Origin of the sequence: Nocardioides sp. Root140 (assembly GCF_001426745.1) — a bacterium.
Taxonomy (GTDB): Bacteria; Actinomycetota; Actinomycetes; order Propionibacteriales; family Nocardioidaceae; genus Nocardioides.
Genome location: NZ_LMFI01000001.1, coordinates 1,544,330 through 1,567,521, shown reverse-complemented (window position 1 = coordinate 1,567,521; position 23,192 = coordinate 1,544,330). Strand labels below are relative to the sequence as shown.

At 66.2% G+C, this 23,192-nt stretch carries 22 protein-coding genes; 16 read left to right on the top strand and 6 right to left on the bottom strand.

The features are described 5' to 3' along the window. Positions 1-90: 90 nt before the first annotated feature. Positions 91-519, bottom strand: coding sequence for a DUF5990 family protein (locus tag ASD30_RS07540; protein ID WP_056678967.1), 429 nt, complete (start codon positions 517-519; stop codon positions 91-93). A gap of 200 nt (positions 520-719) precedes the next feature. Here ASD30_RS07540 and ASD30_RS07535 point away from each other — a divergent pair, with 200 nt between their 5' ends. From ASD30_RS07535 to ASD30_RS07465, 15 genes are all read left to right on the top strand, one after another. Beyond that, positions 720-1,610 carry a Bax inhibitor-1/YccA family protein gene (locus tag ASD30_RS07535; RefSeq protein WP_056678965.1) on the top strand — a complete coding sequence of 297 codons (891 nt, stop codon included), beginning with the start codon at positions 720-722 and terminating at the stop codon, positions 1,608-1,610. A gap of 235 nt (positions 1,611-1,845) precedes the next feature. Beyond that, on the top strand, positions 1,846-2,283 hold the full coding sequence (locus ASD30_RS07530) for a TadE/TadG family type IV pilus assembly protein (RefSeq protein WP_082563622.1): 438 nt from the start codon (positions 1,846-1,848) through the stop codon (positions 2,281-2,283). Then, entirely contained in the window at positions 2,280-3,998 is a 1,719-nt protein-coding gene (locus ASD30_RS07525) for a pilus assembly protein TadG-related protein (RefSeq protein WP_056678959.1), read from the top strand. Before ASD30_RS07530 ends, ASD30_RS07525 begins: the two co-directional genes overlap by 4 nt. Before the next feature lie 42 nt (positions 3,999-4,040). After that, on the top strand, positions 4,041-4,817 hold the full coding sequence (gene cpaB, locus ASD30_RS07520) for a Flp pilus assembly protein CpaB (protein ID WP_082563621.1): 777 nt from the start codon (positions 4,041-4,043) through the stop codon (positions 4,815-4,817). Next, positions 4,814-5,998 carry an AAA family ATPase gene (locus ASD30_RS07515; protein WP_056678953.1) on the top strand — a complete coding sequence of 395 codons (1,185 nt, stop codon included), beginning with the start codon at positions 4,814-4,816 and terminating at the stop codon, positions 5,996-5,998. Before cpaB ends, ASD30_RS07515 begins: the two co-directional genes overlap by 4 nt. A gap of 1 nt (position 5,999) precedes the next feature. Continuing rightward, a complete protein-coding gene (locus ASD30_RS07510) occupies positions 6,000-7,385 on the top strand; it encodes a CpaF family protein (RefSeq protein ID WP_056678951.1) in 1,386 nt (461 codons plus the stop codon). Positions 7,386-7,426: 41 nt separating this feature from the next. Next, complete coding sequence (locus ASD30_RS07505; RefSeq protein ID WP_156393536.1) at positions 7,427-9,277, top strand: type II secretion system F family protein; 1,851 nt, start codon at positions 7,427-7,429, stop codon at positions 9,275-9,277. Between the two features lies 1 nt (position 9,278). Then, positions 9,279-10,214, top strand: coding sequence for a type II secretion system F family protein (locus ASD30_RS07500; RefSeq protein WP_056678945.1), 936 nt, complete (start codon positions 9,279-9,281; stop codon positions 10,212-10,214). 74 nt (positions 10,215-10,288) lie between these two features. Further along, entirely contained in the window at positions 10,289-11,815 is a 1,527-nt protein-coding gene (locus tag ASD30_RS07495) for a sensor histidine kinase (protein WP_056678942.1), read from the top strand. Continuing rightward, positions 11,787-12,425, top strand: coding sequence for a response regulator transcription factor (locus ASD30_RS07490; RefSeq protein WP_056678939.1), 639 nt, complete (start codon positions 11,787-11,789; stop codon positions 12,423-12,425). Before ASD30_RS07495 ends, ASD30_RS07490 begins: the two co-directional genes overlap by 29 nt. Before the next feature lie 169 nt (positions 12,426-12,594). Further along, a complete protein-coding gene (locus ASD30_RS07485; protein WP_200951082.1) occupies positions 12,595-12,810 on the top strand; it encodes a Flp family type IVb pilin in 216 nt (71 codons plus the stop codon). A gap of 287 nt (positions 12,811-13,097) precedes the next feature. Further along, positions 13,098-13,304, top strand: a complete 207-nt coding sequence (locus ASD30_RS07480) for a Flp family type IVb pilin (protein WP_200951081.1) — start codon at positions 13,098-13,100, stop codon at positions 13,302-13,304. An 88-nt stretch (positions 13,305-13,392) separates the two neighbouring features. Beyond that, complete coding sequence (locus ASD30_RS27115) at positions 13,393-13,587, top strand: Flp family type IVb pilin (RefSeq protein WP_056679512.1); 195 nt, start codon at positions 13,393-13,395, stop codon at positions 13,585-13,587. A 159-nt stretch (positions 13,588-13,746) separates the two neighbouring features. Further along, positions 13,747-15,963 (top strand): fused MFS/spermidine synthase, encoded by a 2,217-nt coding sequence (locus tag ASD30_RS07470; protein WP_056678936.1) that lies wholly within the window; start codon positions 13,747-13,749, stop codon positions 15,961-15,963. A gap of 39 nt (positions 15,964-16,002) precedes the next feature. Further along, on the top strand, positions 16,003-17,388 hold the full coding sequence (locus tag ASD30_RS07465) for an HNH endonuclease (RefSeq protein ID WP_056678932.1): 1,386 nt from the start codon (positions 16,003-16,005) through the stop codon (positions 17,386-17,388). Between the two features lie 139 nt (positions 17,389-17,527). Here ASD30_RS07465 and ASD30_RS07460 read toward each other — a convergent pair whose 3' ends face one another. Genes ASD30_RS07460 through ASD30_RS07445 form a run of 4 tightly spaced genes read right to left on the bottom strand, consistent with a single transcriptional unit; the run spans position 17,528 to position 21,568 of the window. Beyond that, positions 17,528-18,184: a response regulator gene (locus tag ASD30_RS07460; RefSeq protein ID WP_056678929.1), complete on the bottom strand. Its 657-nt coding sequence runs from the start codon at positions 18,182-18,184 to the stop codon at positions 17,528-17,530. Next, positions 18,124-19,401, bottom strand: coding sequence for a sensor histidine kinase (locus ASD30_RS07455; RefSeq protein WP_056679511.1), 1,278 nt, complete (start codon positions 19,399-19,401; stop codon positions 18,124-18,126). The genes ASD30_RS07460 and ASD30_RS07455 overlap by 61 nt, the downstream gene beginning before the upstream one ends. 29 nt (positions 19,402-19,430) lie before the next feature. Continuing rightward, positions 19,431-20,783 carry an ABC transporter permease gene (locus ASD30_RS07450; RefSeq protein WP_056678925.1) on the bottom strand — a complete coding sequence of 451 codons (1,353 nt, stop codon included), beginning with the start codon at positions 20,781-20,783 and terminating at the stop codon, positions 19,431-19,433. Beyond that, positions 20,780-21,568: an ABC transporter ATP-binding protein gene (locus tag ASD30_RS07445; RefSeq protein WP_056678922.1), complete on the bottom strand. Its 789-nt coding sequence runs from the start codon at positions 21,566-21,568 to the stop codon at positions 20,780-20,782. Before ASD30_RS07445 ends, ASD30_RS07450 begins: the two co-directional genes overlap by 4 nt. 131 nt (positions 21,569-21,699) lie before the next feature. Here ASD30_RS07445 and ASD30_RS07440 point away from each other — a divergent pair, with 131 nt between their 5' ends. Next, on the top strand, positions 21,700-22,137 hold the full coding sequence (locus ASD30_RS07440) for a hypothetical protein (protein WP_056678919.1): 438 nt from the start codon (positions 21,700-21,702) through the stop codon (positions 22,135-22,137). 9 nt (positions 22,138-22,146) lie between these two features. Here ASD30_RS07440 and ASD30_RS07435 read toward each other — a convergent pair whose 3' ends face one another. Continuing rightward, the gene (locus tag ASD30_RS07435; protein ID WP_056678916.1) at positions 22,147-23,166 is read right to left on the bottom strand and encodes an SGNH/GDSL hydrolase family protein; all 1,020 of its coding nucleotides are present in this window, start codon (positions 23,164-23,166) and stop codon (positions 22,147-22,149) included. Positions 23,167-23,192: the final 26 nt, after the last annotated feature.

The following is a 23,192-nucleotide window of genomic DNA, read 5'->3' as shown; positions in this document are numbered from 1 at the left end:
TTCGGTCTGTTGCTGACATTCGCCCTGTTTCTCGGCGTCATGGGGCTCACCTTCCAGGCGTACGGCGAGTGGGCCCGCCGCAAGAGGTAGCTACTCCACGCTCCACTCGATCGCCGGTGCCCGCACGCGTGCGCAACGCGGGCAGCCATAGTCGTCGGTGAGGTGGACCCGCGCCACGAGCACGCGGTCTGCGTCCTTGTCAGCGACCGAGACCAGCGCCGCATCGATGTCGCCGACCATCAGCTTGGCCCGGCGGAACATGACCCACTCGCCGTCCGACACGTCGCCCCACGTCAGGTAGAGGAAGCGCTCGCCGCGGCGACCGTGCACGGCGTCGCCACGCCAGTCCGGGCCGTCGTCGGTGGGCACCACGCGTACGTCGAGCTCCCAGCTCGCCTCGCGCGCGTCACCCCGCACCGGCTGGTGGGGGAGCCGACCCACCTGCACCGCCACGTGCACGTTCGGGTGCTCGGCGTACGCCCGGCCCGGCAGGTGGTGGCCCTCGATCCGCACGCGCATGCCTCGATCCTCCCCGCTGGTTGATGAGGCGCGCCAGCGCCGTCTCGAGACCAAGCGTGATACCAACAGAACACCAGCCTCATCAGGAACATTCGACGCAGGCCATTCGTTTTCACTCATGCAGGCAGCCCCTAGACTGAAGATGCACGTGGGAGTCGTCAGAGCGACGGCACCGCCCGGCCTCCAAGGAGGAGACCACCATGAAGAGCAACAACCCGGTGTTCAACCGCTCGCCCGAGTTCAACGGGCAGGCCAACGCCTATGGCAACCAGACCTACGCCGGCAACGGCCAGACGTACCCGGGCTACGGCCAGCAGCCCGTCTCCGATCCGTCGCAGTGGGGCACCGGTGCGCCGGGGCAGACCGGCTACGGACAGGGCCAGGTCGACCAGGGCCGCATGACGATCGACTCGGTCGTGCAGAAGACCGCGATCTCGCTGGGCCTGGTCATCGTGACCGCGCTCGCGACGTGGATCCTCACGCCCGAGATCAAGGACAACGCCAACCTGACGCAGAGCGACCTCAACCAGCTCATTGCCGCAGTGACGATCGGTAGCCTCGGCGCCTTCGCACTGTCGATGGTCAACTCCTTCAAGCGCAGCGTCAGCCCGGCCCTCGTGCTGCTCTTCTGTGCCTTCGAGGGTGTCGCCCTCGGCGGCCTCAGCAAGCTGTTCGACGCCCAGTTCGGTCAGGGCGTGGTCAGCGGAGCCGTGATCGGCACCTTCGCTGCCTTCGCCGGCACGCTCGCTGCCTACAAGTTCTTCAACATCAAGGTTGGCGCGAAGTTCCAGAAGTTCGTGATCGCAGCTGTCTTCGGCATGATCGGGCTTTCGCTGATGGAGCTCGTGCTGGGCATGTTCGGTGCCCAGATCGGTCTGTTCGGCGTCAGTGGCCTCGGCATGATCACCGCCTTCGCCGGCCTGATCCTCGGTGTGTTCATGCTGATCATGGACTTCGACTTCGTGGAGAAGGGCGTCGCCGCCGGTCTCCCCGAGAAGGAGTCGTGGCGCGCGGCGTTCGCGATGACCGTGAGCCTGGTCTGGATCTACACCAACCTGCTGCGCATCCTGGCCTTCTTCAGCCAGGACTGACCCAGGTCTGACACCCCAGTTCCGCCACGGCGGATCTTCGCGAGGCGCTCCCCAATTTGGGGAGCGCCTCGTTGCATTTAGTGGGCCTACCCACTTCGGGCCACCCCGGTCTAGTCCATACGGGTGGTCTCTGTGGACAAGAGGGCCTAAATAGGGGGTTTCACGTATCTGGCTCTCCGTGGGCACCTAATGTCCGTTTTGGCCGGGGGATGGCCGGAGACCAAGGGGTGGGCAGATGTGTGGGGAACACAAACGAGCACGCACGCGCGATGAGCGCGGTGCGGCTGCCGTCGAATTCGCGCTCGTCTCGGTGCTGCTGCTGATGCTGCTCTTCGGCATCATCCAGGCTTCCGTCTACTTCTGGTCATACCAGACCGGCGCCAACGCGGCGCGAGAGGGAGCGAGGCGGTACGCCGTTGCACCATGCGGCGCCGAAGCCGCCAACGACCAAAAGGTGAAGGACTTCGTGGGCGGGGCCGCGAGCGGAACCATCGCGGTGTCCCACAGCTTTGTGAAGAGCTCGGGCAACACCGGAGCCGGGCGAGAAACCGGCGATCAGGTGACAGTCATCGTCACCTACTCGGCTCCATCCATCGGCGGATTCCTCCCCGCTTTCCCAGCCGTGACCAAGAAAGCCTCCGCTCGGGTTGAAGACGTCCAGGACTGCTCATGAAGCGCCTGCTGGGGTTCGACCGGCTGCGAGACGACCGCGGTGCAACGGCGGTGCTCTTCGCCCTGCTGTCCCTCGTTCTCTTGGGCGCCAGCGCCATGGCTGTCGACGTCGGGCAGGTCTATGCCAAGCGATCTTCACTGCAAAGCGCAGTGGACCAGGCCGTGCTCGCCGCCGCGGCCGAGTTGAATGGCACGAACACCTGTAGTTCCGGTGCCGTCGACGCTGCAACGAAGTACCTGCGGGACAACTGGATCGACAACTCCGGCGACCCCATCAATGTCGACCTGACCGGATCGCCGAGCGACCCCACCGGATTCATCAAGTGCACCGGCTGGAACGTGAAGTTGTGGGCGCCGGACGCGACAGTGGAGTTCGGCTTGGCCAAGGCAGTCACCAACGTCACCGGCGTTGAGGTGCCCGCCTACGCCGAGGCCGGAGTCTACTCTCCGGCTACGGGCGTGATGCCTGCGTTCGCGGTCTCAGGCTGTGACTACGGCCCGCAGACCCTACTCGATCCGCCCGGTGGCCACGAGACGGTCTACGTTCCGGCACTTCCCGAGAGCACGGGCGCATTCGTGCCCTATCCGGACGTGAACCTGAACGCGGCGCCGGGTGGTGTCAACCCGCAGGTGATCACGCTGAACCAGTTCAGCGCGCTCGACATCTACGCTTCCGCGAACCCGCAGAACAAGAGCCTGGTCGGAGTGAACGCGATCTCGTTCTCCACCGAGGACGGGTCGATCGTGAAGATACCGATCACAGCCTCGCCGGTGCCGTTCACCGTCACCGCGGGACAGATCCACCTCACCGAGATCCCCTCCACGGTGCGCAGCGTCGAGAAGGTGTGGTGGGTGCGAGTCTCGAGGGACAACGGAGCCCACTGGAGTTCCCCGCAGACCGCACTGCCGCTCAGGGTCGGCGACCCCCTGCTGGAGTGCGCGGGGGCGAGCAATGAGGGGAACTTCGGCACGATCGACTTGCCGCACCTCGACCCGAGCGCCAATGCGACCAACGCGATCGCGTGGAACATGGCGACGAAGGTCGATTTCGACCTGACTACGCTAGGGGGCACGAACGGCTACTGCACACCCGGCGTCGGAGGGGCCGTCGATCCCACCGATGACGGCACCAACTGCGTCCAGGCGCAAACTGGCTTTGCGGGCAACCCCGCCACGGCAGGACTGATCACCGGCCCAGCCAATGGGACGCCTGGCCGGCTCGACAAGACACCGACCGCGAGCGGCTGCGATCGGAACGGCGGGTCGAGTGACTTCGAGACGCCCAGGATCCAGGGCACTAAGTACATGATCAACGACGACACGTTGACCTGCTTCTTCACCAACTCCTCGACGACGATAAGCACGATCGCCGCTCCGGGTTACAACAGCGGCGAGGTCATCAACGCCGACATCTTCAAGTCTCCGCGGTTCTTCTGGGTGCCGGTCTTCGAGGTGCAACCCAGCAATGGCAACTCGAACCACTACTCCATTGTCGACTTCCGACCGGCTTTCATCACTGGCGAGCTTGGTGGATCGACCAAGGCTGCCAGCGTGCTCGACTCCAGCACCGACAACGGGCTGAGTTTCGCAAGTGCCGGAATCGAAAGTCTGAAGGTCGTCTTCTTCGACCCTGACGCGTTGCCGGAGAGCATGTCCGGCGGCCCTGTCATGACGTATCTCGGCGTCGGCACCAAGGTAATCGTCCTCGTCGACTGACGACTCGGGGCGAACAAGACATCAAGCGACAAGGACAACACCATGGCAAGACGCTCAATCCTCCTGATGGCGGCGCTGTTCATCGCAGCGCTCGGCACTGCGATGATCGTGATGTACGTGCAGGGCATCGACGCCCGGGCCACAGAAGGCCAGGAGCTGGTCGAGGTGCTCACCGTCACGGACACCATCGACGCAGGCGAGTCCGTCAAGGATGCGCAGTCGGCTGGCAAGTTCGAGACGACCGAGGTGGTGCGCGACGACATGGTCGACGGAGCACTGACCTCGACCAACTCGATCACCAACGACGTGGCCCTCGGTGCCATCTACCCGGGCGAGCAGATCATCAGCAAGAAGTTCGGTGCTGCCGGCTCCGAGGCCGCTCTGACGATCCCCGACGACAAGCTCGCCATCAGCGTCGACCTCACTGACCCAGCCCGTGTGGCCGGCTTCGTGATCCCAGGCTCCGAGGTGGCGATCTTCGCGTCCGGTGACCCCGAGGCGATCAAGGCCGACGGCAGCACCCAGAAGCTCTCGACCTACACGCGACTGCTGGTCTCGAAGGTGCAGGTGATCGGTGTCGGAACGACGACCATCACCTCGAAGACGACCAAGACCAAGGAAGGCGAGACCACTGAGGAGATTCCACGCACGATCCTCACTCTCGCGGTGGATCAGGAGCAGGCCGAGAAGCTGATCTTCGCCGATCGCAACGGTGATCTCTCCTTTGCGCTGCTGAGTGAGAAGTCAAAGGTCAAGGACGGACCGGGCGTCGTCGTCCGCGACATCATGCCGGAAGTCTTCGCGGGGATCGGGCAATGACCACCCTGGTTGAGCAGGACCTCGAGCTCATCCGCCTCGTGCGTGAAGAGCTGGGTGCTGACGTGACGGTGGTCGACTCCCTCGACCGGTTGCAGGAACACCTGGACCAGCACACCCACGAGTACGCCGTCGTCGTGGGCACCTCGGTCGACGCGGGTGCTGCACGCGCCTTCGCCGAGGCCAGCCGGATCCATCGTCCTGCGCTCAGCGTGATCATGTTGCGCGGCGTTGTCGACAACGACGTGCTGGCTGCTGCGCTTCGCTCCGGGATGCGCGACGTTCTCGAAGCCAATGACCTCGCCGGCCTCGGAAGCGCGGTCGGTCGGGCCCGCACTCTTGCCCACGCCATGAGTGGAACTGCGGATCGTGCGGCCGAGGCAAAGGACGGTGCCTTGTTCACGGTCTTCTCCACCAAGGGTGGCGTCGGCAAGAGCATGGTGGCCACCAACGTCGCGGCCTCCTTGGCGGACCAAGGCCACCGCGTCTGCATCGTTGACCTCGACGTGCAGTGCGGAGACGTGGCGATCATGTTGCAGCTGACCCCGCTGCACACCCTGGCCGACCTGACTCAACTGTCTGGGCGCATCGACCCGAGCGGCATCGAGTCCTTGCTGAGTTCGCATTCAGAGCGGCTCAGTGTCCTCGCCGCCCCGGTGCAGCTCGAGACTCACGTGCAACCCGACCAGGTCTCCTCCGTGCTGGCCACTCTCAAGACCATGTTCGACGCCGTCGTTGTCGACACCTCGGGCGCGTTCGATGACCACGCCCTCGCCGCCCTCGACCACAGCGACATGTTGATCGTGGTGGGCACGCTGGACATCCCCTCGTTGAAGAGCCTCAAGCTCGCCGCCGGAACGCTCGACCTTCTCAACTTCCCGCGTGAACGGTGGCGTCTGGTGCTCAACCGGGCCGACTCCAAGGTGGGACTCTCGGCCAAGGAGTTCGAGGAGACCCTCGGCGTCAACGCCACGATCAGCCTTCCCTCGAGCCGTGACGTGCTCGCTGCTGTGAACCGCGGCGAAGCCATCGTGCGCTCGAACTCGGGACACCAGATCAGCAAGACCCTGGCCAGCTTCGCCGGCCAGTTGTACGCCGACGCGGCACCCACTCCCGCCCAAGATGCGTCGGCCGGGTCTCGACGGGGGAGCCGACGCAAGCTCCGGATGAAGAAGGTGAGCTGACATGGCACTTGCAGACCGCATCCAGGCGGCGCAGCGCAGCATGACGCTGGTCAACAGCGACCCGGAGGCGGGCGTGCCGGCCGGGGATCGGGCGAAGCGTCCGACGCTGCGTGACCCTTTCGCCGACCTCAAGAAGGTCGTCCACGCCCAGCTGGTGACGGCGCTCGGGCCGAAGCTGTACGACGTCAACATGACGGCCAGCGAGCTCGAGGTGCAGGTGCGCGCCGCGCTGCAGACTGCGATCGCGACGACAGACCAGCCGATGTCGGGGGCCGACCGCACGCGCATCACCCAGGAGATCGCCGACGACATCCTCGGCTACGGTCCGTTGGAGCCGCTTCTGCGTGACCCCGACCTCACCGAGGTCATGGTCAACAGCGCCACGGACATCTTTGTCGAGCGCAACGGAAAGCTGACCAGGGTCGACGCCGTCTTCAGCGATGAAGCGCACCTGCGTCGCACCATCGACAAGATCGTGGGCAAGATCGGGCGCCGCGTCGACGAAGTCAGTCCGATGGTCGACGCCCGACTTCCTGATGGCAGCCGTGTCAACGCGATCATCCCGCCCTTGGCCTTGGATGGTTCCAAGCTCACCATCCGGAAGTTCTCCGAGGACCCGTACACGGTCGAGGACCTGATCTCCTTCGACACGCTGAGCCGCGAGTCAGCCACGTTGCTGGAGGCCTGTGTCAAGGGTCGGCTCAACATCCTGGTCTCGGGTGGAACCGGCGCCGGCAAGACCACGACTCTCAACGTGCTCTCCTCCTTCATCCCGGAAGATGAGCGCATCGTCACCATTGAAGACGCCGCCGAGCTTCGGCTCCACCAGGAGCACGTGCTTCGCCTTGAGTCCCGCCCGGCCAACATCGAGGGCAAGGGTGCGGTCCACATCCGCGACCTGGTGCGCAACTCGCTTCGTATGCGCCCCGACCGCATCGTCGTCGGCGAGATCCGTGACGCCTCGGCTCTCGACATGCTGCAGGCGATGAACACCGGCCACGACGGCTCCATCTCGACCGTCCACGCGAATACGCCACGCGATGCTCTGGCCCGTGTGGAGACCATGGTGATGATGGCGGGCATGGAGCTTCCGGTGCGTGCCATTCGTGAGCAGGCCGCCAGCGCCATCGACCTGATCATCCAGCAGACACGCTTGAAGGACGGCACCCGTCGAATCACCGCGATCAGCGAGATCGTTGGCATGGAAGGCGACATCATCACCATGCAGGATGTCTTCCTCTTCGACTACTCCGCAGGCTTTGACGAGCACGGCCGTGCTCGTGGTCACCTCAAGTCGACAGGTCTGCGGCCTCGCTTCCTGGACAGGCTGGCCGACCACAATGTCTTCGTCGACCCCGCAGTGTTCGCAATGGGGGCATACCGGTGACCAGGCAAAATCTGGCTCGGGCTGCTGCCACTCTCGGGGCAGTGGGGATCGTGCTTCTCGCAACTCCCGCGCACGCGTCTGACGAGATCAACATCGACCACGTCGAGTCCGCGAACGGCAAGGTCTCCGTGCTGCTGGCGGTGGACAAGCTCCCTGGTGGGGCTGCGCCTGATCTTGAGTCCCTGGTGGTCACGGTCGACGGTGACGTCGTCGACGCATCGGCCAAGACGGTGGAGGCGGGCGAGATCGAACGCACTACAGTCCTGGCACTCGACACCAGTCGAAGTATGCGAGGTGCGCCGATCGAGGACGCCAAGGCCGCCGCCAAGGCGTTCCTCGACGCGGCGCCCGACGACGTGAAGATCGGCCTGCTCACCTTCTCCGGCACGGTGCAGGGCACCATCGAGCCGACCACGGACCACGCGACCTTGGCCAACGCAATTGATGACATCGAGCTGACTCTCGGCACCCGCGTCTACGACGCCGTCGTCAATGCCGTAGACCTCGCCGGCACCGACGGCGCACGCAATGTGCTGGTGCTCTCGGATGGCATGGACCAGGGCGGTGGCGCGCCCATCGAGGACGCGATGGCCGCGGCCACCGACCAGAAGGTCGTGGTCGACGTCGTCTCGCTCGATCAGCGTCCGGCCAACCGGGCGCTGCTGTCGAAGATTTCCGACGCCAGCGGCGGCAGCGTCATTGACGCCGAGCCGGAGGCGCTGAAGGGTGTCTTCACCGCTCAGGCCGATGCCCTGGCCAGCCAGGTGCTGGTCACGTTCCCCGCTCCGCAGAAGTCAGTCCCTGAGGTCAACCTCGGGGTGAGGTTGACCGCGGGAAACTCGACGTACGACGACTCGGCGCTGGTCACGATCGCCGTGGCGGACGCCGGTCCGCAGCCTGTCACCCATGCAAAGTCCAAGGTCGGCAAGAACGCGATGTTGCTCGGTGCTCTGGCACTGGGTCTCGGACTCGCTGTCGTCCTCGGCATCGTGATGATGGGTGCCAAGGGGCAGTCAGAGGCCCAGCGGCGTGTCTCCGCCTACCTTGGCGAGGCTAAGACCGGGGCGAAGGGCAAACGGTCGGGTGAACCCGCTCCGACGAGCATCAAGGAGTCGGCCGTCGCGCTGACCGAGAACTTCGTCAAGGGGGACTTCGAGCAGCGGCTCAACAAGCGTCTCGCAGGCGCCGGGCTGTCGCTGACCGCAGCCGAGTGGCTGCTGATCCACGCCGGTGTGGCGGCCGCTGCAGGTCTCGTGGGGCTGATCCTCGGTGGGGGCGCGGTGATGGTGGTCTTCCTGATCCTCGGCGCTGTCGTTCCCTACCTGTACCTCAAGCGCCGTCACAGCAAGCGCCTGGCGGCCTTCAATGGCCAACTCGCCGAGACGCTCACCCTGATGGCCGGAGGGTTGTCGGCAGGACTGTCGATGCCCCAGGCCATCGACACCGTTGTGCGTGAGGGCCAGGAGCCCATGGTCGGCGAGCTGCGACGGGTACTCATCGAACAGCGTCTCGGAGTTGAGATCGAAGAAGCGCTCGATGGTGTCGCGGAGCGGATGGAGAGCGAAGACTTCAGTTGGGTCGTGATGGCGATCCGCATCCAGCGCGAGGTCGGTGGGAACCTGGCCGAGTTGCTGACCACGGTGGCCACCACGTTGCGCGAGCGCGAGTACCTGCGACGGCAGGTCCAGGTGCTCAGCGCAGAGGGCCGCATCTCCGCCTGGGTGCTCGGCGCTCTCCCGATTGTCGTGTTCCTCTACCTCCTTCTCATCCGCCCAGACACAGCCCGGGTGATGTACACGGAGCCCTTGGGGATCATGATGAGTCTCGCCGCATGCGTGCTGTTGGCACTCGGATTCACGGTGATGTCCAAACTCGTGAAGGTCGAGGTCTGAGATGTCGGCAACCACTCTTCTCTTGCTCGGTGGACTCTTGCTGTTCTCCGCGATGGCCCTCTGCCTCTCGGTGATCGGTGTCGTTACAGCCGAACGACGCGGAGTCTCCCGCTCCTTGGCCGCGGTGCGGGCCATCGACCAGGCGCCCGACGTGCTCAAGCAGGAGCTTGACCGCCCGTTCTCGGAGCGCGTGATCGCGCCCCTCGGCGAGCAGGTGGTTGGTCTCGGCCGACGGCTGACGCGCTCCGATGCGGCAGACCGCATCCGCCACAAGCTGGACATTGCCGGCAACCCTCAGAGCTGGGACGTCAACCGGATCATCGGTCTCAAGGTGTTGGGCATGGCGCTCCTGGGTGGCCTCTCGCTCGTCTATGCATTGGGCGCAGGAGCTTCCTTCCCGAAGTTGGTCCTGGTGACCGGAGGGCTCGGCGCCCTCGGCTACCTCTTGCCGAACATCCTCCTTCACAACGCTGGCGAGAAGCGCTCGGAGCTGATGCAGAACGCACTGCCCGATGCACTGGACCTGCTGACCATCTCCGTGGAGGCTGGTCTCGGTTTCGACTCGGCGGTCGCCCGGGTTGCCAAGAACACGACGGGTCCCTTAGCTCAGGAGCTTGCCCGCCTGCTTCAGGAGATGCAGATCGGTGTCGGTCGCATGGAGGCGATGCGAGCGATGGGCGAGCGCACCACCGTCAAAGACTTGAAGACGTTCTGCGGAGCCATGGTGCAGGCCGATCAGCTCGGCATCCCGATCGGTCGTGTCCTCCGCGTGCAGAGCAAAGAAATGCGCGACAAGCGCCGGCAGCGCGCAGAAGAGAAGGCTCAGAAGGTGCCGGTGAAGATCTTGTTCCCGTTGATCTTCTTCATCCTTCCCTGTCTCTTCCTCATGGTGATGGGCCCTGCCGCCATCCAGCTGATGGGCTTCTTCGACCGATGACTCGCGCCAGCTCCGCCTCGTTGCGACAGCCCACGGTGGTCGCACGGTCTTGGCGCGTCACGACAGCGACTCGAGTGTTTGTGCTGGCATTGGCGGCTGGTCAGATACTCAGCGCGCGGAATCTCGACTCGGTCGGCATCATTCTCCTCTCTTTGGTGCTGCTCGCATCCGTTGCGTGTGCCGTTGAGCTGGACCCGGCCGGGAGCGCCATGCCCTGGACGCCTGTGGTGGAGGGCATCTTGGCTGCGGTCCTGATCGGTACGTCCGACGGACCGGTGGAACCTCTGCTGATCTATCTCGTCGTGCCGCCGGTGGTTGCCGGAATGCGTCATGGTTGGGTCACCACGGTGAACACGTCCTTTGCCGGCTGCGCCGCGATGCTGGGGGCATGGGCAACGACGAACTCGCTCGGCAGGGATGGAGCCGCTATCCAGGCCTCCACACCTTGGCTCGTCTTCGGCCTCGGCGCCGGCCTGCTGGCCGTGTGGCAGAGCCGATCGGTCCGCGAGATGGAGACGACCCAGGCACCGTACGCCGCCGCGCACCACCTGGTTGCGCAGCTGCACACGTTGACCAAACGGCTTCCGGTCGGTCTCGACAGTGTCACGGCGGCCCGGGCACTCAACGAGGCAGCGCGGGCGGCAGTCAGTGCGGAACGATCGGCAGTCATCGTCAAGACTGGGAAGGATGCGTTTGAGTCACTCGTCGTCGACGGTCCGGTGACCGCAGCCGACGAGAAGATGGCATCGATCTGCGCCTGGACCGGCCGCCCACGTCAAGGAAAGGGCTTGGTTGCGCTGCCTTTGCGGGTCGGCGAGCACTCATTCGGCGTGCTCCTGGTGGGGCGGAAGTCCACGTGGTCAAAGGCGGAGCTGGCGGACCTCCAGGCCATCGCCGACACCCAGGCGGTGCGGCTGGACACGGCACTCCTCTTCGATGATGTGCGTTCGTTTGCGACATCAGAGGAGCGCAATCGGCTCGCCCGGGACATCCATGACGGTGTCGCGCAGGAGATCGTCTCTCTCGGCTACTTGGTGGATGAGATCTCGGAAACAAGTGCGGACGAATCCACCCGGCAGATGGCCGACGACCTTCGTGCCGAGATCACCCGCGTGGTCAGCGAGTTGCGATTCTCCATCTTCGACCTGCGACATGACCTCGACGAGGCCAGCAGTGTCTCGGGAGCCTTGGCGGAGTACGTCCGCGAGGTGAGTCACCAGAGTGGCATGCGCGTCCACCTGCTCTTCGACGAGCGCGGTCCACGGCTTCCCCAACGCGTCGAGCAGGAGTTGCTGAGGATCGGGCAGGAGGCAATCGGCAATGTGCGCAAGCATGCCCGTGCCATCAACCTGTGGGTCACTCTGGTCAGCGACGGAAAGTGCGTCCGGTTGGTCATCGAAGATGACGGTGTCGGAGCGGCAGGGGCGCGACCCGGCCACTACGGCATGCACACGATGCGCGAACGTGCGGAACGAATCGATGCGGACTTGACCATCACACCGCGGCCGGATGGTGGCACTGTGGTGACAGTGCAGTCCAGGAACACGAGCACAACCACGGAAGGTTCGAGCGATGGCCACACGCGTCCTGCTCATCGATGACCACGAACTGATCAGACAAGGCTTGGCCCGCGCCTTCGAACGGCAGGGCGAGATGACGGTCGTCGGTCAGGCGGGAAGCGTCGCCGAGGGGAAGGCTGCGTGGGCGGCACTGCACCCCGACGTCGTGGTGACCGACCTGCAATTGCCGGACGGAACAGGTCTGGAGATCGTCCGCGGCATCCGGGCCGAGAGCGCCAGCGTGGGTCTGGTGATGCTCACCATGCACGCCGGCGACGAGCAGATCTTCGCCGCCATGGAGGCGGGCGCCTCTGCCTTTGTCGGCAAGGACAGCAAGGCCAGCGAGGTCGTCAAGGCCGCGGCTCACGCGGCCGTGTCTCCACGCAACTTCCTCTGCTCGGGCCTCACCGCGGCGATGATCCGGCGAGCCTCAGAACCCAAACAGACCAAACTCACCGGACGAGAGCAGGAAGTCCTCGAACTTCTGGCTGAAGGCCTCGGCACCGCAGCCATCGCCGGCAAGCTCTACATGAGCGAGTCGACCGCGAAGACACACATCACGCGCATCTACGAGAAGCTCGGCGCCAGCAATCGTGCCCAGGCGCTGGTCAGGGCCATGCGAACCGGTCTGCTCTCTTCCGTCACACCCTGACGGTCACTGGAGCAGACCACTCGGTGGGGTGCCGGGTAGTCCGAAATGACCATGACGTGCGGGCGGATCACCCGATCCGCCAGCCTCGGAACATCGGCAAGATTGGGTCCAGAACGAGTCCGGTGGGGGCTCGGGCTCATTCGAAGACTCAAGCTCTAGGGAGACCACAATGCTCGACAAGATCCAGTTCATGACCTACATGCTCATCGGCGACGTGCAGACGGGCGGCCGGCGCCGCGGTGAAAAGGGTGCGACCGCGACGGAGTACGGCCTCCTGGTCACCTTCATCGCGCTGCTCATCATCGCTGGCGTCACCCTGTTCGGTAACGGGCTCAACGACTTCTTCACCCGTCTGTCGACCAAGGTCGGTGGCTGGGCCAAGTGAGCTAACAAAGCCGGTCACGCTTGGGCCAGTCGCCCAGGCGTGACCGGCTTTGGCATGTGCACGGACAGTTTCGTGAGATGTCGCCAACCTGTGATCTCCAGCTCGGTTCACGCCACTTGATCGCGGTCTGGATGGGCACCTGGCGGGTGCAGCTCGTAGCTCGAATTGACCACTCAGTCACACCTGATCATCGGATTCGTCAAGGCCAAGTGCTTGGCAGCATTGCACTTGCCAGAGTCCGGGGGATCGGACTTGATTCGCATCAGTCACTACACAGGGAGATCACCATGCTCGACAAGATCCAGTTCATGACCATCATGTTCCTCGGCGACCTGAAGACCCGACGTGACGAAAAGGGCGCTACCGCGACGGAGTACGGCCTGTTGGTCACCTTCATCGCGCTGCTCATCATCGCCGGCGTCACGCTGTTCGGCCAGGGGCTCAATGACTTCTTCACGCGTCTGTCCACCAAGGTTGGGGACTGGGCCAAGTGAGCTGACCGAAACCATCCAAGGCGGCAGGTCAGGCGTCGTGGTAGGGCTCGGCGGTCGCGAGCAATTCAAATCAAGAGGAGAGACAGTGGTGAACACGCTCATCGCCTGGCTGCTGTGTGGGCCCAAGACGGACAAATCAGAAGCCGGTGCTACAGCGACGGAGTACGGCCTGCTGGTCACCTTCATCGCGCTGCTCATCATCGCGGGTCTCACGCTCTTCGGCACTGAACTGAGCGCCTGGTACGGACGCCTCGGATTCAAGCTGGGCGGGTTCGCCACCTGATGGTGGCGGATGTCATGCGCCACGCACGCGCTTCGGAGCGGTGTGTGGCGCTTGGCATTTTGCTTGGCTTCGCGCTCACTGCCGGGCGCGAATGCAACAACAGATGCCTGGGCGCTTCGAGGAAGTGGAGTCCGGCCAGATCGGGTGAGGGGACTCCCAATGACTGATGTGTTCGAGAGCATGCACACCGTTCAAGCACGCGCCACCATTGAAGGCGCGCGCTTGCATGCACCGGTGCGGGTTCTCTTCACGGCGACAGCCTTTTCGGGTGCCGCTCTCCTCTTCGTGGTGCAGCCGCTGGTCGCAAAGTTGCTTTTGCCGTCGTATGGCGGGTCGGCGACGGTGTGGAGCACAAGTTCGCTGTTCTTCCAGGTTCTGTTGCTCCTCGCATATCTCTACGTCCACCTTTCCTCACGTCGGTTGGGTCATCGCTGGCAACCACGCGCACACGTGCCGCTGATCCTGCTTCCCGCGTTGGTGCTCCCCATCGCGCTGCCGGCGGACGCGGCACCGGACGGGGACTCTTCGCCGGTGCTTTGGCTTCTTCGCACCCTGATCCTCATGATCGGCCTGCCGTTCGCCGTCGTGGCGACGACAGGCCCTGTGCTCCAGAAGTGGTTCTCCTGGACCGATGACCCGCGCGCTGATGACCCGTATTTCCTGTTCGCTGCGAGCAACTTGGGCAGCTTCGTTGGCCTGCTCGCTTATCCGTTCCTCATCGAACCAACCATGACCCTGGACGCCCAGCGGCAGGCCTGGAGTATCGGCTTCGGGATCTTCGCGGTTCTCACGCTCGCCTGTGGTCTCGTCGCCTCCCAGACTCGCGTTCGCTTGGAAGTCGGACCTGAACCGGTAGTCAAGACGCAGCCCCTTGAGCGACGCCGCGTGGCCACATGGCTCCTGTGGGCCTTCCTGCCCTCGTCACTGATGCTTGCGATCACCGCGCACGTGTCCACCGATGTCGCTGCGATCCCGCTCTTGTGGGTTGTGCCGCTGGCGATCTACCTCGCGACCTTTGTCGCTGCGTTCGCACGCACCTCTCGCGAGGTCCCGAGGCGTGCAGTCAGGTTCGCTCTCGCGTTGTCGGTTGTTGCTGCCATCTTGTCTTTCTTGGGCAACGCTCCCATCTGGCTGAGCATCCTCCCCGTGCTGGTGTTCCTCGCCGCCACCGGCTATGTCGCTCACGCCCGCTTGGCTGCTGATCGGCCTGCCCCTGTGCATCTCACGCACTTCTACCTGGTCATCGCCATTGGTGGCGCGCTGGGCGGGTTGCTCAACGGCCTGGTCGCGCCGGTGGTCTTCGACAGAATATTGGAATACCCCGCCACGCTGGTCCTCGTTCCGATTGTCCTCGGCGGAATCCAGGCAGGCCCGAAGGGCCTGCTCGATCGGCGCTATCACCCTGCATTCGTGGCAGGGCTCGTGATCCTCGCCGGCGTCAGCGCAATGGTCGTTGCGGTCGCCTACGCCGACAACTTTGTCTCTCTGCAAGGGCTCGTGTGGGTCGCACTCATCTTCGGATTGGGCTGGTGGCTTGCTCGGCGGCCGATGCATCTCGCCGTCATCCTGACCGTTGCCTTTCTGGCAGGTGGCCTCGGCAATCGCGGTGACACCATCGAGAGCAGCAGATCATTCTTCGGCGCCTACCACATCGACCAGAGTGACGGTGAACGCATGCTTGTGCACGGCAACACCGTGCATGGCATTCAACTTTTGGATACTCCGGATCAACCGGCGAGCTACTACACCTCTCCGGGCTCAATCGGAGATGTGTTTGCGCAGCTCGGCGACAGGTTCAACAACGTGGGAGTCATCGGCCTCGGCATCGGCACGCTGGCGGCTTACGGGACCACTGGCCAGCACATGACCTTCTTCGAGATCGATCCTGAGATCGTGCGGATGGCCGAGGACCCTGAACTCTTCACCTACCTCGAGGACTCGCCGGCAGACATCAAGACCGTTGTCGGTGACGGGCGACTCCAGGTTGAGGCGCTCAACCCGGGCACATTTGACCTCCTCGTGCTCGATGCTTTTAGTTCTGATTCCATTCCGGTGCACCTCCTGACTCGAGAAGCGTTCCGTGTGTACGCAGAGAAACTCGCCCCCGGTGGAGTTCTGGTCGTACACGTGAGCAACCGCGTCTTCGACCTGAGGCCGGTTGTCGCAGCTGCCGCAGATGACCTGGACTTGATTGCACTCGAGGGCTCGGGGGACGGGACCGCACCCCACTCGGTGAAGAGTAAGTGGATCGTTCTCTCCGCGGACAAGGGCGCGACGGATCAACTGGCCTCACGACCGAACTGGAGACCACTAGACCTCGAGAACCAGACCGAGTGGACCGACGACTACTCGTCCGTGCTGTCTGTGTTGCGTTGATCTGACCCGCTGTCGGTGGTGCTGTCTAGCATCAGACTCATGTTCGACCACCTCGGAATCCTCGGCTCGCTGGGCGACGACGCGCGGCGTCTGATGCCGCCCGAGAAGGCCATGTTGGGCCTGGTCGAGGCACTGCCTGAAATGCTCGCCGAGCTCGACGTCTCAGGCCTCAAGTCCGACGAGCTGGTCGCCACGCTGGGCAACCTCGAAGTGACGACGTCGTCAGCAGCGGCGCTCAAGGCGAAGTTGTCCGCGGAGCTCTTCAACCAGCGCGCCGACACCGACCAGGAGGCCGGCGTACCGCCCGCGCAGTGCGGGAAGGCGGTCGGCCACGAGGTCGGGCTGGCTCGACACGAGTCGCCCAGCAAGGCGCGCGGCCTCCTCGCGATGGCGCGGGTGCTAACCACCGACATGCCCGAGACGCTGAAGGCGCTCGAGCGCGGCGACATCAACGAGCGCCGCGCGAAGATCATCGTCGACGAGACGGAAGACCTCAGCTCTGAGGACCGACAGCGCGTGGACGCCGCGCTTGCCCCGAAGCTGGCGGGCAAGGGCGACAAGGAGCTTCGCCACAAGGTCCGCCAGATGGTCTGCAAGCTGGACGCCGAGGGCGCCGAGAAGCGCGCCCGCAAGGCGCGGGCCGAGCGGCGGGTGACGGGGCGTGACCTGGGCAACGGGATGATGCGCATCTGCGGCGACATCCCGGCCGAGGACGGGGCGGCCGCCATGCAGTCACTGGGCGACTACGCCGACACCTGGAAGGCAGCCGGTGACGAACGCACCCGAGACCAGATGAAGGCCGACGCGTTCGTGGAGCGGCTGGTCGGGTCGCCGTGGGGCAAGGACAGCCTCGACGACAAGAAGCCGCGAAGCATCGAGATCCAGTTGGTGATGAGCGCCGAGATGCTTCTTGGTGGCGACAGCACTACCCCCGCCCATATACCCGGCTACGGACCGCTGCCACTCGGCATCGCACACGAGCTGATCGCCAACGCAGACGGCGAGGTCTTCATACGTCGCCTCTACGCACACCCCGACGACAACGGCCTCGTTGCCATGGACAGCAAGGGCATCAAGTTCCCCGTCGCATTGCGACGATTGATCTACGCCCGTGATGGGGCGATCTGTCGCCAGCCCTACTGCGATGCGCCGATCAGGCATGACGACCATGTGATGGGCAAGGCCCGTGGCGGCAAGACCTGTGCGCACAACGGGCAGGGGCTGTGCGAAGCCTGCAACTACGCCAAGGAAGCGCCTCGATGGCGATATCGGACTCGAAGTCAGTGGCCGGAGCGGCACACGATCGAGATCACCACGCCGACCGGCCAGACCTACGACGCAGTTGCACCACCGTTGCCGATGCCGCCAACCCGCAGCGGGACGTGGCGTGCGCGCTTCAGGAATCAGTACATCTTGATTCGATGAGACGTAGTTGGTTTCGAGACGGGCGCGGAGCGCCCTCCTCAACCAACGGCGGGGTGGTGGTTTCGAGACGCTCGTTCCTCGCTCCTCAACCACCGAGGGGTGAGTGGTCTCGACGGGCGGCCTCGTTTCCTCGGCCTGCTCAGCCGCCGAGGAAGGTGAGGACGGCGAGGACGCGGCGGTTGTCGTCGGAGGCCTGGGGGAGATCCAGCTTCATGAAGATGCTGTTGATGTGCTTGCCGACCGCCTTCTCGGTGACGAACATGCGGGCGGCGATGGCGGCGTTCGACCGGCCCTCGGCCATCAGGGTCAGGGCCTCGCGCTCGCGGGCGGTGAGCCGTTCGAGCGGGTGGTCCCGCGAGACACCGCCGACGAGGGCGGCGACGACCTCGGGGTCGAGCACGGTGCCGCCGTCGACGACCTGCTGCACCGAGGCCACGAAGTTGTCGACGTCGGCGACCCGGTCCTTGAGCAGGTAGCCGACCGCGCCCTCTCCGCTGGCGAGGAGCTCGCGCGCATACAGCGGCTCGACGTACTGGCTGAGCACCAGCACCGGGAACCCGGGCCGGGCCTGCCGGGCGGCGATCGCCGCGACCAGGCCCTCGTTGGTGAACGACGGCGGCATGCGTACGTCGACCACGGCGGCATCCACGTCAGGGCCCGCGAGGGCAGCGGTGAGTGCTGGGGCGTTGTCGACCGCCGCGACGATCTCGAAGCCGGTGGCCTCCAGGATCCGGGTCAGGCCGGCCCTGAGGAGGGCCTGGTCCTCGGCGAGGACGATCCGTGGGCGGTCGGGCACGGCAGCTCCATGGTCACGACTGTGGGTCCCCCGAGAGGGCTGGTCAGGTCCATTGTGCCGTCGAAGGCCAGGAGTCGCCGCGACACACCGGCCAGCCCGGAGCCGGCCGGGTCGGCGCCGCCGCGTCCGTCGTCGCCGACGACCAGTCGCAGCAGTGCGCCGTCGTAGGAGCCGGTCACCCAGGCCCTGCTGGCGTCTGCGTGCTTGACGATGTTGGTCAGGCACTCCGTCACCGCGAAGTAGGCGGCCGACTCGACCGGCGGAGGGAGCTCGCCGTCGATGTCGAGAGCCAGCGTCACCGGCAGCGGGATCGCCATCGCGATCGCCTCGACCGCACCGGCCAGTCCGCGGTCGGCCAGCACCGGCGGGTGGATGCCGCGCACCACGGAGCGGAGGTCCTCGAGGGCGGAGACCGTGGTCTCACGCGCCTCCTTGAGCAGCTCCGCGGCCGCGTCCGGGTCGGTGGCCAGCAGCTTCTCGGCCAGCCCGACGTTCATCCCGACCGCGGCGATGCGGGCCTGGGCGCCGTCGTGCAGGTCGCGCTCGATGCGGCGTACCTCCGCGGCGGAGTGGTCGAGTGCCTCGGAGCGGGAGACCGCGACCTCCTCGACCCGGCGCTCGAGCTGCTCGACGCGGGAGTGGCCGAGGATGCCGCGCTCGGCCAGCGCCCGGGCCCGCACCAGGGCCGGCGTGACCAGCCACCACACCACCAGCATCGGACCCGAGAGGAGCAGGAGCAGCGCCCACGCCACGCTCGTGTCGAGCACCAGCCCGAAGAGGTAGGTGATCGGCGAGACCAGCAGGCCGACCACCACCACCGACAGCACGAAGCCACCGGTGACGGAGAACCAGAGGAACGCGAAGTCACGCCACCGCGCCGGGTCACGCAGCCAGATGAACGCCCGGGTCAGCGGGTTCGTGCCGGTGGTGTCGGCGTACCCGCTGCTGATCGTCTCGCCCAGCAGTTGACCGGAGACCCAGCGGTGCAGCCGGGTCAGCTGGGCCGTGGCCGGCACCGCGATGTGGGCCAGCCCGAAGCCGACCAGCACCAGCAGCAGCGGCCAGGCCAGCAGGGTGAGGATGCCGAGCACCAGCGCCGGCACCATCAGCAGGGCCTGGCCGAGCGCGACGGTGGTCAGGCGGAGCCGCTCGATGAACGCTTCGCGGTTCACCGGCTTCGGGAGGATCGACTCGATCCGCGGCAAGGGCAGGGACATGGTGATTGAGTCTGTCACTGCGTCGGCCTTCATTGACCTGCACCCGCGACGGCCAGGGCCTGGCGTGCCGTGGTGCGGCGTACGGCGACCGCGGCGGAGCCCAGCGTGATGGCGACGGCGACGACGGCCAGCACCGGCGGCAACCACAGCTGTCCGTCGGGGACGATGCCCTCGTCACGGGCGATCGCGAACGGCACGACCGTGGCGAGCGCGGCGACGGCCCCGAGGACGACGCCGACCACCGCGACGATGGCGGCCTCCGCGACCACGGATCCACGCACCTGCTCGGGAGTGGCGCCCAGCAGGCGCAGCCGGGCCAGCTCACCGCGGCGGTGCGAGACGACGGCCGCGAACGCGTTGACCACCATGATCGCGGCGAACAGCGAGATCATGCCGACCACGACGTTGTTGAGCATGGTGATCGTGTCGGAGTCGGGGTTCGACTCGGCCAGGGTGCGGCCGTCGATGCCGACCGCCATCAGGGTGCCGATGCTGGCGGAGGTGAAGACGATCACCGGGGCGAGCACTCCGGCCAGCAGCGGTGCCCGGCGCGAGGTGTTGTACGCCGCGAGGTGGCCGGTGCTTCCCGCGCGACCCACGAGCGGACGGATCATGGTGGCCGCCCAGCGCAGGAGCAGGGGGGCGATGCAGGCGAGACCGGCCGCGACCAGGATCGAGCTGGAGCCCGAGGTGGCCATCGCGTCGTACGGGTCGTCGGAGTGGGCGGTGACGGTGATCGTGATGACCGCCATGGTGACGCCGTAGCCGATCAGGAGCACGGCGACGAGCACGCGCCACCAACGCATCTTCTGCGTGCCGGCGTTGCCGTCGGTCAGTGCGATCGTGGCGGCACCGCTGGTCGCCTTGCGTCCGGCGATCGTCGCCGAGACCAGGCTGGTGGCGAGCACGGCGAGCATCGTGATGCCCAGGGAGGCCGGGCCGCCGGCGTAGTCGACGGTGTCGGCGACCATGCCGCCCTCACGGATCATCGTGAAGAGCGCGCGACCGCCGAGCCAGGCGGCACCGGCACCGAGTGCCGAGGCGACCAGGGCGACCACGAAGGTCTCGATGCGGATCATCCGCCGGGCCTGGCGGGGCGAGGCGCCGATGGTGCGGAGCAGGGCGATCTCGACGTCGCGTTGGCGGACCGCGATGCCGAGCGTCGAGGCGAGGGAGAAGAGCACGATGATCGTGCCCCAGCTGCCGACCACGGCGCCCATGATGAAGAGCGTGTCCTGGTCGACCTTGGCCATGTCGGTGAACGAGGTCTCGAGCAGGGTCGCGAACGATCCGATCAGCACGGTGCCGAAGAAGATCGACGCGAACGTGGCGGCGAACGCCGTACGCCGGGCGCTGAGCGAGCGCATCGCCAGGCCGATCATGACGCCGCTCCCGCCATCACCAGGTCGTCGAGGTGGGCCATCTGGCTGGCCACCGCGTCGGCGTCGGGTCGGTCCATCCGGCCGGCCACCCGGCCGTCGACGAGGAACACCACGGAGTCGGCGTACGACGCGGCGACGGGGTCGTGGGTGACGATGACGACCGTCTGGCCCAGCTCGTTCACGCTGTCCCGCATCAGCTCGAGGATCTCGCGGGCACTCGACGAGTCGAGCGCGCCGGTCGGTTCGTCGGCGAGCAGGACGGCGGGCCGGCTGACCAGGGCGCGGGCGATCGCCACGCGCTGCTGCTGGCCGCCGGAGAGCTGGCCGGGGAGGTGGCCGCGGCGTTCGGCGAGCCCGACGCGACCGAGCAGGTCACGCACGAGCTGCTTGTCGACCCGGCCGCCGGCCAGGCGCCGGGGGAGCCCGACGTTCTGCTCGGCGGTCAGGTAGGGCATCAGGTGGAAGTCCTGGAAGACGATGCCGATGCGGTCGCGGCGCAGCTTGGTGCGCTGCGACTCCGACCAGTCGGTGACGTCGTCCATGCCGATCAGCACCCGGCCGCCGTCGGGGCGTTCGAGGCCGGCGGCGCAGTTGAGGAACGTGGACTTCCCGGAGCCGGAGGGGCCCATGACGGCGATGAAGCTGCCGGTCGGGATGGTGAGGTCGATCCCGTTGAGGGCGCGGACCGGGTTGGCTGCGTCGCCGTACGAGCGGGTGAGGTCGTGGACGGTGAGGGCGGGTTGGGTGTCGAGGGCTGACCGGGTTTCGTGGGTCTGTGAGTTCATGCCTCTGACGCTATTTGCGCGGTGGCTCCGGATCGATGGTCGCAAACCGCCAACCGGGGTAGGGAAATCCCTACTCTTCGGTCCTCACCCCATCGGCCCTACCCTTGGCTCACCGACACCTGGAGGACACGATGAGGATCTGGCAGTACGCCGGGGCAGTGCTTGCCGTGTCTGTCACGCTGGCCCTCGGCGGGTGTGGCACCGAATCATCCGAGCCCGACGACACCACCGCGGAGGACACCATGAGCTCGACAGATCCCTCGGACTCGGCGTCACAGTCCACGTCCGGATCGGCGTCGTCGTCCGGGCCCGCACTGCCGCAGGTCGCGCAGGACGCGGTCGCGGACCTGGCCGGAATGCTGGGCCTCGACGCGAGCGAGGTGGACGTCGTCCGGGTCGAGCAGGTCACCTGGCGCGACGGCAGCATCGGCTGCGCGAAGCCGGGCTCGATGTACACCCAGGCGCTCGTCGACGGGCAGCGCGTCGTGCTGTCGGCCGGTGGTCGTGAGTACGAGTACCACGCCGGCGGTTCGCGCGACGTCTTCCACTGCGAGAACCCGACCGAGTAGGCGCCGGGCCTACTTCTCGGCGTGCGCCGCCTCGGCCTCATGCGGTTCTTCGGTGGTCGTGGTCGGGTGACGGCGACGGTGCCGCAGCTCGACCCAGAGACCGCGTACGCCGCGCCGCGAGCCGGCCACCTCGGTGCCGTCGAGCTCGGTGCCCGGCGTGCGGGCTGCCTCGACCGCGGCACGGGCGATCGGCAGGACGCCCTCGCCGCGCAACGCCTCGGGGGAGGCCTCCGACTCGTGGATCAGGTCGAGTGCGGCCATCACCGACGGCAAGAGTACGGCGGCGAGCGAGGCGTAGCCCTCGGCGGAGGGGTGGAACTGGTCGGGCCCGAAGAGCAGGGCGGGTGCGGCCGCGAACTCCGGACCGAGGATCGAGCCGAGCGAGACGGTGCGGCCGCCGGCCTCGACGACCGCGATCGACTGGGCCGCGGCCAGACGGCGTGACCAGTTGCGGGCCACCTGCTTGAGCGGCGGGTTGATCGGCTTGATGGTGCCCAGGTCGGGACACGTGCCGACCACCACTGCCACGCCGGCGCCGAGCAGTCGGCGTACCGCCTCGGAGAGGAAGGCCACCGACTGCGACGGGCGCACGGTGTGGGTGACGTCGTTGGCGCCGATCAGGATCACCGCGACATCGGGCTCGATCGGCAGCGCCTGCTCGACCTGCGCGGCGAGGTCCTTGGACTGGGCGCCGACGACGGCGAACGAGCGCAGGTAGACGCGGCGGTCCGCGCGGGCGGCCAGGCTGCTGGCCAGGTTGGCGCCCGGGGTCTCGACGACCTGCCCGACGCCGTACCCGGCGGCACTGGAGTCGCCGATCAGCGCCACCTTGAGGGCGGGACCGGGCCGGCCGCGGCCGTACCAGCCGGTCGCGTTCGGCGGAACGCCCTGGGCGTCGCCGATCGCCTTCCTGGCGAGCTTCGCCTCGGCGCGCAGGACGCCGTACAGGCCGGCCCCCAACGCAGAAAGGCCCCCGCCGCCGTACATCGCAGCAGAGGCGAGCTTCTTGGCTGCCGCTGTCTTCCCCACGGCGAGAGTCTAGTTGGGCCTCCTCA

What these genes read in the sequence shown, in the direction of transcription:
- ASD30_RS07540 (WP_056678967.1), bottom strand. Translation starts at nt 519, where the DNA reads ATGCGCGTGCGGATCGAGGGCCACCACCTGCCGGGCCGGGCGTACGCC.
- ASD30_RS07535 (WP_056678965.1), top strand. Translation starts at nt 720, where the DNA reads ATGAAGAGCAACAACCCGGTGTTCAACCGCTCGCCCGAGTTCAACGGG.
- ASD30_RS07530 (WP_082563622.1), top strand. Translation starts at nt 1,846, where the DNA reads ATGTGTGGGGAACACAAACGAGCACGCACGCGCGATGAGCGCGGTGCG.
- ASD30_RS07525 (WP_056678959.1), top strand. Translation starts at nt 2,280, where the DNA reads ATGAAGCGCCTGCTGGGGTTCGACCGGCTGCGAGACGACCGCGGTGCA.
- cpaB (WP_082563621.1), top strand. Translation starts at nt 4,041, where the DNA reads ATGGCAAGACGCTCAATCCTCCTGATGGCGGCGCTGTTCATCGCAGCG.
- ASD30_RS07515 (WP_056678953.1), top strand. Translation starts at nt 4,814, where the DNA reads ATGACCACCCTGGTTGAGCAGGACCTCGAGCTCATCCGCCTCGTGCGT.
- ASD30_RS07510 (WP_056678951.1), top strand. Translation starts at nt 6,000, where the DNA reads ATGGCACTTGCAGACCGCATCCAGGCGGCGCAGCGCAGCATGACGCTG.
- ASD30_RS07500 (WP_056678945.1), top strand. Translation starts at nt 9,279, where the DNA reads ATGTCGGCAACCACTCTTCTCTTGCTCGGTGGACTCTTGCTGTTCTCC.
- ASD30_RS07490 (WP_056678939.1), top strand. Translation starts at nt 11,787, where the DNA reads ATGGCCACACGCGTCCTGCTCATCGATGACCACGAACTGATCAGACAA.
- ASD30_RS07485 (WP_200951082.1), top strand. Translation starts at nt 12,595, where the DNA reads ATGCTCGACAAGATCCAGTTCATGACCTACATGCTCATCGGCGACGTG.
- ASD30_RS07480 (WP_200951081.1), top strand. Translation starts at nt 13,098, where the DNA reads ATGCTCGACAAGATCCAGTTCATGACCATCATGTTCCTCGGCGACCTG.
- ASD30_RS07470 (WP_056678936.1), top strand. Translation starts at nt 13,747, where the DNA reads ATGACTGATGTGTTCGAGAGCATGCACACCGTTCAAGCACGCGCCACC.
- ASD30_RS07465 (WP_056678932.1), top strand. Translation starts at nt 16,003, where the DNA reads ATGTTCGACCACCTCGGAATCCTCGGCTCGCTGGGCGACGACGCGCGG.
- ASD30_RS07455 (WP_056679511.1), bottom strand. Translation starts at nt 19,401, where the DNA reads ATGTCCCTGCCCTTGCCGCGGATCGAGTCGATCCTCCCGAAGCCGGTG.
- ASD30_RS07450 (WP_056678925.1), bottom strand. Translation starts at nt 20,783, where the DNA reads ATGATCGGCCTGGCGATGCGCTCGCTCAGCGCCCGGCGTACGGCGTTC.
- ASD30_RS07445 (WP_056678922.1), bottom strand. Translation starts at nt 21,568, where the DNA reads ATGAACTCACAGACCCACGAAACCCGGTCAGCCCTCGACACCCAACCC.
- ASD30_RS07440 (WP_056678919.1), top strand. Translation starts at nt 21,700, where the DNA reads ATGAGGATCTGGCAGTACGCCGGGGCAGTGCTTGCCGTGTCTGTCACG.